This window comes from Hydrobacter penzbergensis, assembly GCF_900106985.1.
GTDB lineage: Bacteria > Bacteroidota > Bacteroidia > Chitinophagales > Chitinophagaceae > Sediminibacterium > Sediminibacterium magnilacihabitans.
In genome coordinates this window covers 40,824-54,708 of sequence record NZ_FNNO01000008.1, presented here as the reverse complement: position 1 = coordinate 54,708, position 13,885 = coordinate 40,824, and the positions used below count along the sequence as shown (strand labels likewise).

10 protein-coding genes are annotated in these 13,885 nt (G+C 41.2%); 5 read left to right on the top strand and 5 right to left on the bottom strand.

Going from position 1 to position 13,885, the window contains the following annotated elements:
* Positions 1-1,494 (bottom strand): caspase family protein, encoded by a 1,494-nt coding sequence (locus BLU98_RS09910; RefSeq protein ID WP_092723879.1) that lies wholly within the window; start codon positions 1,492-1,494, stop codon positions 1-3.
* Positions 1,495-1,564: 70 nt separating this feature from the next.
* Positions 1,565-1,951 carry a hypothetical protein gene (locus tag BLU98_RS09905; protein ID WP_092723878.1) on the bottom strand — a complete coding sequence of 129 codons (387 nt, stop codon included), beginning with the start codon at positions 1,949-1,951 and terminating at the stop codon, positions 1,565-1,567.
* A gap of 419 nt (positions 1,952-2,370) precedes the next feature.
* On the opposite strand from BLU98_RS09905, the gene BLU98_RS09900 reads away from it, so the two are divergent.
* The 3 genes from BLU98_RS09900 to BLU98_RS09890 are packed head-to-tail and all read left to right on the top strand — an operon-like array spanning position 2,371 to position 4,759.
* The gene (locus BLU98_RS09900; RefSeq protein WP_092723877.1) at positions 2,371-2,733 is read left to right on the top strand and encodes a hypothetical protein; all 363 of its coding nucleotides are present in this window, start codon (positions 2,371-2,373) and stop codon (positions 2,731-2,733) included.
* The gene (locus tag BLU98_RS09895; protein WP_092723876.1) at positions 2,730-3,551 is read left to right on the top strand and encodes a hypothetical protein; all 822 of its coding nucleotides are present in this window, start codon (positions 2,730-2,732) and stop codon (positions 3,549-3,551) included. The genes BLU98_RS09900 and BLU98_RS09895 overlap by 4 nt, the downstream gene beginning before the upstream one ends.
* A gap of 2 nt (positions 3,552-3,553) precedes the next feature.
* Positions 3,554-4,759: a hypothetical protein gene (locus tag BLU98_RS09890; protein WP_092723875.1), complete on the top strand. Its 1,206-nt coding sequence runs from the start codon at positions 3,554-3,556 to the stop codon at positions 4,757-4,759.
* Between the two features lie 46 nt (positions 4,760-4,805).
* Here the strand turns inward: BLU98_RS09890 and BLU98_RS09885 are convergent, their stop codons facing one another.
* Together BLU98_RS09885 and BLU98_RS09880 are read right to left on the bottom strand one after the other, a co-directional pair.
* The gene (locus tag BLU98_RS09885; protein WP_092723874.1) at positions 4,806-6,023 is read right to left on the bottom strand and encodes a nucleotidyl transferase AbiEii/AbiGii toxin family protein; all 1,218 of its coding nucleotides are present in this window, start codon (positions 6,021-6,023) and stop codon (positions 4,806-4,808) included.
* Positions 6,020-6,628 (bottom strand): DUF6088 family protein, encoded by a 609-nt coding sequence (locus BLU98_RS09880; RefSeq protein ID WP_092723873.1) that lies wholly within the window; start codon positions 6,626-6,628, stop codon positions 6,020-6,022. Before BLU98_RS09880 ends, BLU98_RS09885 begins: the two co-directional genes overlap by 4 nt.
* A gap of 467 nt (positions 6,629-7,095) precedes the next feature.
* Between BLU98_RS09880 and BLU98_RS09875 the strand changes: the two genes are divergently transcribed.
* Positions 7,096-8,955, top strand: a complete 1,860-nt coding sequence (locus BLU98_RS09875) for a hypothetical protein (RefSeq protein WP_092723872.1) — start codon at positions 7,096-7,098, stop codon at positions 8,953-8,955.
* Between the two features lie 155 nt (positions 8,956-9,110).
* A complete protein-coding gene (locus BLU98_RS09870; protein WP_139173881.1) occupies positions 9,111-10,286 on the top strand; it encodes a hypothetical protein in 1,176 nt (391 codons plus the stop codon).
* 172 nt (positions 10,287-10,458) lie between these two features.
* On the opposite strand, the gene BLU98_RS09865 is transcribed toward BLU98_RS09870, so the two are convergent.
* Positions 10,459-13,524: an AAA domain-containing protein gene (locus tag BLU98_RS09865; RefSeq protein ID WP_092723870.1), complete on the bottom strand. Its 3,066-nt coding sequence runs from the start codon at positions 13,522-13,524 to the stop codon at positions 10,459-10,461.
* Positions 13,525-13,885: the final 361 nt, after the last annotated feature.

Sequence of the window (13,885 nt, the reverse complement as noted above, 5' to 3'; positions counted from 1 at the left end):
CTATTTTGACTCTCCCACAAGCTTTATTTTTTTGCTATCCAACAACCTGTTAGTTTCTTTATATGCTTCTACTAACTGGGCTGGCGATAATGCTTTAGGCGTGGTAATATTGATTGAATAAGGTTCAATTACGATCTCGTTAATTGAATTCGAAAATATTATCCTTACTCGAGAAGTATCATTTGGATTGTACTCCAATTTAACTTCTTTCGCTTTTCCGCCGCTCTCTATACGGTCAATGAGTTCATTTGTATTAATCCGTCTATCGAATGTGAAGCTTAGCCGACGAAACTGTCCGTCAAAAATTCTATTGAAGTTATCATCATTAATAATAGTAGGGCTTCTTATATCTATAAGGCTACGCTTGATAATATATTCTTTAGGGTTCTCATCAGATTGATAAATCTCAACGGCATAAGAAAAATCCGGCGTAGTGATAGAGCCTTCAGAATCGCCTTCGTCACACGAAACTTGTATTTGCTTACGGGTATAACCAAGTGTATCCTTTATTTTTTCGCACATCTCGTCAATTTCATCCTTAACAAGGTTCCCCACTTTAGACTTTACAAAGTCTCTCTGAGCCCTGCCCACTTTATCCGGCACATGATGGCGACCTTTGACAAAATCTGGTAAGTCTTTAATGTCTCCTTCTTCAATATCGAGAATTTCGATGGAGGTCATGTTAAATGCAGCCGCGCGCATAGCTGCTTCACGAGCTTCAAATAGCATTGTAAGATCTTCGATAACAAAACGGTCACTGTAACTACCAAACGCCATCGGGGTCTGTGCATGACCGGTAACCGTGTTTGCTTTTACAAAGCCTGCAGTTTCTTTCCGCAGATAAGATTGAAGCTTGTCACTAACAAGGGTATTACCATCATAGGTTTCTTCTTCCGCATTTCCGGATAATGCTTGAATAAGGAAATGTGACCATATACCATGCTTCACTTTGGGGTGTCCCATTGATTCCTGGTTTGATTTACAGGATGCAAACCCAACGCAATAAATTTCGTCCTTTAATTCTACGACCAGATCATCTATACGAAAGTCAGTAGCCATTCTTCTAATATGTTCTCCTGGCTCAAATCCACTATGGCAGCAATCCAGGAATAGAATGTTTCGTTCACTTTCCGCCTTTTTTAAATATCCCAGGATTGTGTTGATCGATACACAAGTATCTTTCAGCATACTGATATCCGCATCTACCGGTACAATCATGTTGTCCCCGTGGACAGCACAACCATGCCCCGCAAAAAATATGACAATGCGTTCATCTTTTGATGCTTTTGTACTGATCTTTTTGAGGTGCGCTTCAATTGTCGTCTTTGTTGCAGCGCTATTCAGCAAAACGACAAAATCATCCTTGTCGTAACCGAGCCCCTGCCACGCTTTTGCCAATTCCTCTGCATCTGCTTGAGCGTATGCAACCTGTGAAATTTCTCTACTGTTGTAACGCTCGACTGCAATGATCAAAAAATGAGTAACTATTGTCATATCTTATATCGTTAAGCTTTCAAAATTTGAACCCTTAAGTATCCTCGTCACTTTCGTATAAGAGATTGTGTCACGTCGCCTCATACACAATCACACAAACGACATCATCCTCATTTTCCATCTTTCCACTTATCGTTAAAGTGATATATACCTGACCATATCCATTTTTAATTATTGGGTTTATTCCTTCAAGCAAATTAAGACCAACGGTCTTACAATCGCCAGTCAAATATGCCTTGTCTCCTAATATGATCGAGAAGGTCCTGAATTGCCCATCTGGATGACTCATCTCAATAAATAATGAAAATTGATGCGGATTATGTCTCGGCGTGGTCGCATTCTTTATTAGAAACTTGCTTTGGAAAAGCCGGGTAATTTCTTGCCTTTCGCCAAGCCCGAGAATGAGCGTACCAGAAACTGGTTGGGACGAGTCGTTTGTATTTGCCACTGTTGTCATGACGTTATTGAAATTGAAGTTACCATTAGTTACGATACAGATGAGTTATTTAAAAAAAGATTTAGCTCTAATCAAGGCCCATTAAATCTATTTAAAAATCTAAAAAAATACTACATCTGTGCTGTATTCCTGGTATGCCGCTGTTTAGTCTTTGGGCTAATTGTGCTACCAGGTTAATTTTTTAAAGAGGTCATTTTTATGATCCTCTTTTTTATGATTACGCTGTCGTATTAGTTAAATGGAAAGTTGCTTTTCTTCTCAACTAACGTATAAAATTCAAATGTAAATAGCCATTTCTAATATACAAAAGGCAAAAAAGCTAAGTCATATTTATTATTTTTTGTAATTTGTTCTGATCGGTAACCTGTTGAGGGGGATATTAATACCAAAGTATCGGCAACGCACAAATAATATGGAGTATGCTAAATTATTTTCTATCCATTACGAAAGATATTCTAAACGAAGCATCTAACTTATCAAAAAAGGAAAAAGAGTTGGTTTATGACCAAGTTTCCTACGCCGTTAGACAAACCAAGTCTCATATCAATGCAACCCGGACAAATGGCAAAGACAAATCTTCTCCAATTATTTCAAATGCTTGGCAGAGGGCATCTCAAAGAATTAAAACAGTGAATAATCCAAATATTAAGAGGTTTGCAGAAACTATTGAAGAAAAAAGCAAGTATTGGGCTGATCCTATTAGCTATAATACGGCGCAATTTGATGATTTTGAAATGAGAATTTTTCAAGTAGAAACCACGCTAGAAAAACTTTGCAAATGAAGAATCAAATCACAACGACTATCCTAGCCCTTTTTTGTGTGTCTGTGACAATCGGGCAAAACAGAAAAGAGAAATCGGCGGTAATTAAGAATGTCCCTATCCTTAGAAAAATAACGAACGATTTGGTCGTGCCGGGTGTAAACCGGAAGGACTCGATCGTTATCTCTATAGAACAGTTTGATAAGCTGACTGCACTATTGAAAAAAGACAACAACAAATGGAAAGACCTTCTCCCTTCAGTTGCCGCCTTCTTTGTTGTCTTAATATCTACCGGTGGCACCATATATTTAGGAAAAAGGCAAATGCGTATCCAGATTCAGACTGCTGAGGATACGCTTCGAAGCCAAGAAACTCAATCGCTAGAACAGTTAAAAGTTACAAGGGAGCAGATTAAAGAAACTTCGAGCCTTGCAATCAAACAGATCAGCGCAAACAACACCCAGGATTGGAAGACTGATACCAGAAAAACCGTATCGGAGTTATTGACGCAGGCGAACTTACTCAATATCGAATTCCAGGATCGCTATGTAAACATGGACAAGCGAAAAGCAATTTATGAAAAGTTCGCTTACTCAAGGAATAACCTCTACCTGCTTCTTGTACCCGAAAAAGAAAAGCAAAAATTGTTGTTGAAATCGTTAGATGAACTCCTTAAAATTCTGGATACCCACCTATTAAATAGTAATACTAACAACGACCCCAATTCGACAGTTGGATTTATTCCGTATGACAACGCCATGTTTTTTTCTCGAGTGGATGAAATTATTCGAAACGCAGGCCTTGTACTTCATGAAGAACAGGAAAAAATCCAAACTTAGTTTTGAAATATTTTAGCTTCCGTCAAAATCGAGCATCGGTACTTTGTTATTACCTAAATCTTGCCCTGGGCCAATTTGATAACGCATTAATTTCACTAATGCCTTCGAAGTTACAAGACATTATTACTTATCAATCTCTTCTCTCATACGCAAAAGCATGTATCCAGCTAAGTGACCAACTATTATATTTAAAGGAGAAGGGTTTCTCCAAAGTGATTATTCCCAGTCGGGGAGCCTATCCATTTTGGCATAGGGCGCTCCACATTTATCTTGAGAAAGGCCTTAAGGGCGCCAAGTTCACAAGTATTCACCATCATTTTAAGGAATGGTTGGTTCCGTTTACTGCTGACTGGGGAGGGGATGCTACCATGGGATTTGCTTCGAAAGAGATAAGAAGATTTTGGGTGAAATTAGTTGCAGACTACCTGAACAGAATATCTTCCCCCAACACTACATTCTATCAAAACCTTGTGCAATATGTGGGAAAAAAACTCACCTTAAACCCCTCCAATTTATTGCCTAGCACAAAGTTTTTGGCTCCCGATTCTAACGACGGATTTATTTTCCTAGATACAGCTATTACAGGGCAAGCGATATATGAAGTGATTGAAGCATTTCAGGACTTCGGTATCAAGGAGTATTTTGTGGTATTGATCGTTGATGAGAACGGATCGAAACTTAAAAGTAAATACCGGGCAAAAATTTCAAAGGAGGAATCAGCAGGACGTTTGAGGGTGATTTATACAGATAAGATCTTCTCTGAGGATACTTCACCTTTACTCAATTCCGGCATTTGCACAGTTGTGTTCCCATCGCTGATCGAGCAGGCGCTAAGTACCGTCCCATCTTTTAGAGTGGAAAAAGCTTGTGGAGCAGGACTGTGGTTCATCGACGCTACGTCGCATTTATATAGCAAACCATTAAATGGCATTCGTGGTGGAGTGGCAACTTTACAGTCCATGATGGAGAAGAACTTACTCGCAGGTAAAGAGATATCTGATAAAATGCTTATTGATGGAACAATCGAAGAGATGGATTTAATAGCCCCTTCAATTAATATCTTTAGCCCAGAAACTACAAAAAGTATAATAAGCGAAAGAATAGGCGCGCATAAATTATTTCCAGGAGGGGTTGGCGTTACTGGTACCCATATAGTCAGAATAGAATTGCCACCTGAAGTTCGTAGTAAAGTATTAAAAGGCATTTAGGCATCTCGATCCGGGGCCAATTAATCAATGTAATCAGATTTTGCATTCAACTGATTTGGATTATTCGGTGAACAACATATTCTGTCCCTTCCTGGATAAACTCCACCCGAAATTGCGCAGCAGTATTCAAAGGCCCTAACGGCTGACCTGCCTCCACCTTATAAATTACATGAGATACTAGAAATTGGCCTTCTTGATTGGCGATTAACTCAATGGCTTTTGCAATAATGTCATCTACAGTTCTTTTCTGTTTTTTGGCGATTAACAGCAGGTTTAGTTCGCGAAGCCCGGATAGCATGGTATCAAAATCGGGTACATCGCCAAAGATCATTTCCGGTCTCATTTTTTCGTAGTCCCTGCGGAATTGCTCTAGCAGTTCGAAAGGTGGAATAAAGGCGAGTCCTGTCAAATGCATCGTCGAATAGTCAATGCCTTTTAGTCTTACATAATGCTGTCTGTGCGTTTGCAGAGCACTGTACAGCTCCTCATCATCCAATACCTGGTCCGCTATTCCCTTGCGCGACAGACTGAACAAATCATAAAGATGCCGGGACTGGCGCTCTCCTGCATCCGGTTTTATTCCCAAAAGATATTTTTCGTGCAGGAGCATCATTTTTTCCATGAAGGTTTTGCGCGGCTCTACCGCAGGCACTTCGAAACTTTCTTCAGAATAGGTGGGACTTAATGTTTCACGTCCGAGAATAGATTGAATCTTAACAGTTGAGAATGGTTCTCTCAACGCCCTGACCCCAAATTCGATTTTTACAGGTTCAACGATATAGCCGCTGGGCTCATATAATGACAAGAATCGTACATATAAGGTTTGTGGATCTTTGTCTCGCATATCATCACGGACGGCCTCTGCCTCCACTGTTATCATATTTGATGGGACGCCCATTTCAATAAGACTCTTATGCAGCGCATCTTTTATAACAGAACTTGTATAAGTGCAGCCCTCACGCTTGAGTGTCTTTACATAGCTATGGCTGGGGGCTGGTCGATATTCACGGCCAAAGGCTTTAGGAGATAAAGCGATGTCTATGTCTTCTGAGAACCGGTCGATCAACTGCCATCCTTTACTAAGTGAAGTACCTCCCTTAAATATAAAATGCTCGCGCATCGGCAGCGAGAATAGGGCCTTCAGTACCAGGGTAACCCACCAGTCCTTTTCTATAGCTTGGACACGCATGCCATCGGTAATGGTGCTGACTTGAGCAATCAACTGCCGCCTATTCTCTTCTGTGAACTGTAGGAATTGAATCATTGGTTGTCGAGTTTATCTGCTAACTGGTAAAGCATTCGTGTGATGAACTGAGGTGCGTACTTAGCGTCTGCCCGGATTTCAGCCGTGGACACGTTTTCTAATATCTGTAACAGTCTTGATAATACCTCATCGGTGACATTAGATTCGCCCAGTTCCTGTAATGCCTGTATGACCAGGAATACCTTTTCATTTTTAGCCGACAGCTTTTTAGGAGTTGTTTTTTTGAACGTTAATGTTCCCCGGCCGATCCTGATGGACCGGGAGTTGCCATTTGTTAAAAAAACCACCTTCATAGGTACCTGCGTGGACAACCCGAGCCGATTTAATGCGTACGCTCCGGTCGGGCGAATGGTTACATTTTCTTTCTCCGCGATTGCGCGGGCAATCTCTTCCAGTGATGGTACAACTTGTCCGATAATAGGGTCATTTTTAGGTTTTATATAAATGCCTTTACCCAGGCGTGTGATCACTTTTTCCTGCGCCAGTCTGGACAATGCCATATGCACCGCTTCTGCACTTCCTAGTTGCAGAAATTCATCCGGAAAAACGAGCTGCCCTGTTTTTCCTTTAATAAGGTCTTTTACCTGGGTTTGTACACTGGTCATTTGTTAGCTTTTTTACTAAAAACCTAACAAAGATAATTGTCTTGTTAGGAAAATAGCAAAAAACCTAACAAATTTAATTACCTCATCATTGAACGAGCCCAGCCGGAACAGTAACACCAACAAATACACATTGAATAATTACAATACGTTTTAATTTAGCAGGGTTTTAAATAAAATGTTGTCTCCATTAACTCCTGCAGCGCCTGTGGACAAGATATGGATAGCATCGCCCATTTTTTACAAAAAAATGGGTAACTTCATCACCATGACTTTTGGCACTATAATTCCAAAAGTCATGGTGATGAAAAGGTATCAGGAGCAGCGAAGATGATGGAAAAAAGTGCTTTTTACTTTAACTTGTGCTGTCACAAGTTAAAGTAGCAACCATGGTACACAAAAGTAGAACAGCCCACGAGGGCTTTTTTTGTGTACTAAGATGATCAAATAAACCAAACTTGCAACCAAGAATGAACATCACCAACATCATTACAGACTATGTCAGCTCCGTGGACATTAGTGGTGCTATCATGATCAACGGGCCATGGGGAATTGGCAAAAGTCATTATTGGAGGAACCAAATTGTACCCAAAATTGAAGCAATAGCTGTTCCAAACAAGCAAAGGAATTTTAAGTGTCTGTATGTATCGCTCAACGGAATTGATGATATTGAGGAACTCATGACACAATTAACTCTTGAAAAATTACCTTCCTCTACAATTGGTTCGCTCATTAAATCAAAAGCGCTCGGGACCGTCAAACTGACGGCTCAAGCTATGAACAAAGAGAAATTGTATCAATCGGTGGTAAAATTTATTACTGAAGAGGTAGACAATTTTAGTTATAACGTTATTTGCTTCGATGACTTTGAAAGGAACAAAATCCAGGAAAACATCTTAGGATATATCAATACTAATTTCGTTGAACGAAAAAACATAAAAGTCGTAATCATTGGTAATGAAGCAGAGATAGAGCCGAGCCTCCCCTATTTTAAGATCAAAGAGAAGCTGATATTTAGAACGCTGCAATTTGACCAGGCCATCGTTCCAATAGCCGATATTTTCAAAGTTTATAACGCAGATGCATCCTTTTACAAGTTGCTTCTTGCACAGGAATCTTATATTAAAAATATCCTTGACAAATACAGACAACAAAATTTAAGAACACTAATATTTTCGCTTCATTGCCTGAAGAGACTATTCAATGCTTATCCCACTATAGAGAATGAAGAAAATGAAGAGCTTGCAAAAAGTTTATTTCTATTTACATTTCTAATTTCTTTTGAGTTCAAATCCGGCAAGCTCATTACTAACGACTATCTTGATTGGAAAAACTTAGACAAGTTACTGCAAACAGATTATGCAATACTTCTTTCCTTAAAAACACGCAGGAGTTCAATCGATCCATCGGAGACAAAAAAACAAAAATCGGAAGAGCAGGACTCGTATGAATTTGATTTTTATCAGAAATACTCAATCTGGGAGAACAAAGAGTATTATTTTTTCCCCTCGGCATACTCCTTGGTTCTATCGGGGGATTTCCAAAGCGAAAGTTTCATAAAGGAAATATCCGATTTTAAAGAGTTTGTCCAACAAAGAGATGGTTCAAGCTCTCCGCAGAAAGAAGCACTTAACGCCCTCCAGTATAATTTCAACCTGAAAACAGATGAGGAATTAAAAAGACATTATGCAGAATTTATGCAATTTGCTGAGGCCGGCAATTACTTTTTTACAGATTACCCCTTTCTGTTAGATTTAGCCGGATTGCTAATAGATCAAGAACTTATAGATGCGGATATAAGCCAGATCAAACAAAAAATGCTGGCAGGATGCTCGGTTGCAAGTCGGAAGCATATCGACCCATCTTTTCTTCCACAATTTGAGTTTCAGAGCAAACAGCGGGAACAAGAAAAACAGAAGGCTGATCCTGATCTAATGAAGATAATTAATGCTAAAATAGAAGAACTTCGTTCGGAACTAAATGCCAAGAATAAAAATCGGTATTTAGAAATTATTTTGGAAGATTCAGATGCCTTTAAGAACACGTTCAGAGATGTAATTCCCTTCCAGCACGCAACTGAAGCTGACATACTTAACGTATTATCAGAAAGCCCAATTGCCAATCAACATTTTCTGGAAATATTGGTCGACCATATCAGGTTCTTCGACCTCACAAGTTCAACAAAGTACAAAGAGTCCTACCAGGAGTTACTACGGCTTTTATCTGGCGTCCATCCCTCTATGGCAAGTGGATTGATAAAAAGCAGAATGGGAAATATCATTCGACAACTTAAGAAAATACTCGAATTAATTCAAGCCTCAGTTTCCTAATTTTTTGCTTAAATCATATAGCTCACGAAGCTGCAATACAATAATTGACGCGGCTTTCTATTTTGAGCTGAGAATAGACATTTTTGTGTCGCAGAATTTTTTACCATTGAAAGCCGATTTTCATGAGATTGCTGTAAGAACTATCTTTAAAGGGTATGGAACCGAAACTAACAAATAGGGTAATCGTCTTGGAACGCCAGGAAGACCAGATTTTCTTCGGCTGGGGTCTGTCCTTACCCATCAGTTCTGTATCAGGTTTTGTAGCCGGCCAACTCTACCGAATAACCGGCTTTGATGAACAAGAAAGGATTTTGCACTTAAAAGCCGATGGCAAGGCCCCTCAATCGGCATATAAGCTCAGTTTTGCGGACAATACCTCGCTCCTACAGCCGCTGGATATCCGCAGGATTGCAATCCAACAGCGTGGCTTTTACGGCCTCCAGCAGAGTGATACACAATATACCCAGCCCGCTTATACGACACCGCCACCTTCGCCGCCAACACCGCCAGTTTACCAACCAGTCCCGTCCCGCCAGCCCCCTGGCCCGGTCACTTTTAGCGAGGATCTCACCTTTGATATTCGTGACGCTATTTTTGACGATGGTACCATCAAATTCGACGTGAAATTAAAGTTCCCGGTCACAGTTGTTTCAGTAACGCTGAATAATCCATCGGTAAAAAAGCATTTCGATGCCGTAAAGAACTATATCTGGAAGCTATTGGGTAAAAGAAAGACACCCTGCAACATAACTTTTGAAATGACTGGCGGTAAGGTCACTGTAAAATCGGTAAACAGCTGTGAACTGCTGCATTTGAACGAAAGCATTTTGGTGCAGATCAACGAAGGCTGGGTCGAAGAACATATTTTAGGAAACCTTGCAAACGAAATTTACCCGATCGCGGATGTTGTCGAACCGCTAAGTGATGATGTGATCACTCCTGAATATGTATTTGAATATCTGGTTAAGGAATCAAAAACAAAACACTATAACCACCTGCGCTACCTCTCCGCCCGGCAGTCTATTGATTTGCAGAAACTGTCGATCACGGGGAAGCCGCTATCCTTTGTATTTCTGGTTCGTGTGAATGAAAATGTATACCTGATTTGGGAAACCTATACCACTTCTGAAGCAACTTACATTTGGAAACTTCCTGCTGGGGTAAGTGACATAAAGAACCGTTATTCACTCATCCTCACACTTCGCAAGAATAATCGTATGATTTATCGCCGCATAAAAGAGCCCGATTTTTATTTTATTGAACACGACTATCAGGCCGATCTCAACGGGTTCCTCAAATGGAAGCAGGAACTGGAAAAGATCCTTGTTTAGATACCCTGCCAATTCAGTTTGGCCATCGTGAATCTTTCCATAAGATAAGGACGCTCGAAACTGCCGCCAGCGCTTCGGATCAGATCCAGGAATTTATCAATCAGGTGAAGTAGGAAGGGTAGCAGGCAATAATTTTCACTTTTCCCGCGTGTCTTCCAATCGGCTGCGAATTTTATCTCTCCTCGCTTTCATAGGTCAACCGTTTAGCCAATAACCCCGATGGCGTTTGAGCATGCTTATTCAGTACCGCGGTGTCTGCAAATACAATGAAGTGATCTTCTGCCCTTGAAACCGCTACGTTCAGCATGTTAGGCTTTCCATGCCGATCAAAAAACATAGTTCCCACGTCTCCCTTCCCGTACACCATCGAAAAGAGCACGATGGGCCTTTCAGCGCCTTGTAAAGCATGTACGGTCCCAATTTTCATAGAACTGGTATTAAAACCGGCCCGCTTCAAGGCAAACTGCAACCTGGCTTTTTGGCCGGTAAACGGCGTGATGATCCCCACGGCCTGTTCAATACTTCCATATTTCTCTTCAATGCTTTGACGGTATTTCGCCAGCCAGTTGACAATAAATTCAACCTCTTGTACATTGTAGCGGGAGTTGTTAGCAGCTGTTGAGCTACCTTCTACATGGATACAATACATCGCAGGAAAGAGCAGATCGGGTCCCGCTTTCCCTTTTAGGGGAATCAGCTTATTTTCATAAGCCAGTTCATTGCAGTATCGGATGATTTCATCATAACAGCGTCTGTGCTCCAGCAGCATGACGCCTTTTTCAGAATTGTTCTCTTCTTTGAAATAACAGGCGTTTTGGGCCATTTTCATAATACTGCCAGAGGAGGCGAGAAATCCTTTGGAGTCAAATTTCTTTTCATACACCATATCCTCGTAGTTTTTGATCAAACCACTTTCTCTCAGATTGCCCAGGTCGATTTTGGAATTGATGTTCCAAACAGGTTCAATCTGTTTGACATCGCCTACAACAATAGCCTTTTTCGCGAGTGCAAATGTGGCAACTCCTACTTCAGGAGAAACCTGGCCAGCTTCATCTACGATAAGCAAATCGATAAAATCAAACAAAGCCTGTTCATCGTATAATTTTTTCCCATTTTCTCCCTTGGTTAAGAATTTATACGAGTTAAAGAATTTAGGCGCCATAAAAAAAGTGCTCACAAAGCAGGGCATTAACATGGATTGCCGTCTCCACCTCCTTTTCATCATTTCCTCCGTCTTCTTTTCAAACTTTGGATCCATAAGGTCAATCTCAAGTTGAGACAAATATTCACCTTCCCAGTAATGCAGTGCCAATTGAAACGCTTTATGTCTGAGGGATACATCCAGCTCATCATAGAAACAATTGGCAGTTAACTTCTTTTCTATCTTCATCCTTTCAAATGCCCAGTACGCTTCTTCGCTTCTCGGAGGATCACCAACAATTTTATGCGTCTGCTTCCAACTCTTCCATGCCTCTAAAGACTTGATCGACGAATGGACGATCGAAATGTCTTGGTTGATCCTGTTCAGTACCCCACTGAGGGTAAAATGAAAGCGATCTCCCGATTCCAGCCAGGAATCTCTTAATATAATGGTTAATTCAGCTGCGCGATTCTTTTTAGCTGAACGGATACCCAGAAAACAAAACAGCTTTCTGATTGCTGGCTCTTTTCTGAAATATTCAACCACTTTTTCCTCCAGCTTTTTTAAATCTGCCAGCTCTTTATGTAAAGCGGGCATACTCAATAGCGGGCCGTCATAATATCTGTCTGTTGCCTTACCCTCAAATAAGTAATCCTTCAGAAACAGCGCTTCATTTGCTAAATAGTCATTCCAATAGTGACCTGCCAGTTGAAGGGTCTCCTGTATCTGAACCAGTTCCTCACGCAGAGCAGTCGTGGCGTCTTTGATACGAAGTACCGGCCGTTCCAGGTATTGGGAAGACTGCCCGATGAAATGTTTTTGGGCATCCTCCAAGTATGACCTGTTTTCAATTAAGCGGAACAAGCCTTCTCCATCCAGTTTTTTATAATTTAAACCTCTTAATTCATGTTCTTCTTTGCCACTGGCAGGTAAATAGCAGGCGTAACCTTCTATGCCGGGAAGCCATCTGCCTTCCAGCAGCCCTTTTTGGGTTTTAGCCTTTGTAAAACTGTCCATGATATTGGTAACGGCCTGGTTATTGGTAGAGCAGGCCAGTATGACGGCCGGTTCTTTTCCCGCAATGGCCGACTGAACAACCGCGTTCGCCACGATACTTTGCAGCAGCGTCGTCTTCCCCGTGCCCGGCGGCCCGTTCACCGCAAATACCTTGCTCTGAGCATTCAGGAAAGTATAAAGACTTTTTCGCTGGGATATAGACAGCGGAAACTCAAACCCCATCTGGCCTAGATGAAAAGAATTTGAGTTGATCAGCTCGGAGACTTCGGCCGGCCGCTGATTCACGTTGTTTTCAATGGTGATCAATTCACGTAGGAGTGAATGATCTCCATGAGAGCGCAATATTTTTTCGTACAGCTCAACAATCCCAATGGCAGCCTGCTTTTCCTCATCCGGAAGCAGGACGACAGCGGTGTCAATCGTTTCATAGCCTTCCGCCTGATACAAGTCAATCTTCTGTTTTGTAGCCGACCGAAATATCTCTTTTACATAATCAATATACTCACTGTATTGTTCCGTGCGCTCTTTTCCAACGGTTGACAGGTAGTCGATGTTTTCCAGTTCGGCAAAGATGAAATCAGTCTTCTCGTCCGCTATGGGAGAAAGATGTTTGCGTTGAAAAATGGGAAAAGTAGTCTCGGGTACAGAAAGGACCCCTTCTCTGTTGAGCGTGGCATAATACCAGAATGGCGTTATCGGTTTGGGGTCTTTAAAATAAACCAGATGCTCCGTAGGAGCCTTAAATCTAATGGGGGCGATAAGGACGTCCACTCTATCAATCTGTTTCCAGTTCTTACTTTCTCTGTCAGACACTCTCTGCTTTTCGTTGACCCTTCGTTCTTGCTCATCCATCAACGCCTTTACTTTATCCAGGTCATGAACATACGCGGGATCAATTTGAAAATGTTCAATTTCAAAAACATCCCTTTTCTTTTCCTTGATCCTTTTTACAAACTCTAAATCCGCGTACAAAGTATCGGCCAAGCACTTTTTCCAATAATCCAACCATTTTTTATGCTCCATTTTGTTGCCTTTCTTCAGGTAAGTAACTAAATCTACGAAAATAGTTGCATCAATCATTTTTCAAAAGATCCAGAGTGCCTCCTACTTTGTATAGACGATATTTTAATCGAAATAATTGACGTGGGGCTGGTAAAACTGGCCAGGGTAATACTGGGTGCATATCAGCGGTATGTGCAATTTTACTACTTCGCTGGCTACAATACTTTGTACTAACGTAGTCTTTCCCGTCTCCCGGTGAACCATTGACGGCAAGCATTGGCGACGTGGAGTGTTAAAGGTGGTAGAAGCTCCTGCGCTGGGAAAACGATAACGGGTGTTCACATCCCATTTGTCCGCCGTGGTCGCTGCTGATGGCCACCATTTCCTTTTGTGTAATCAGCGGAGAAAGATATTCCCTGGGTATATAGGGAAACCCATT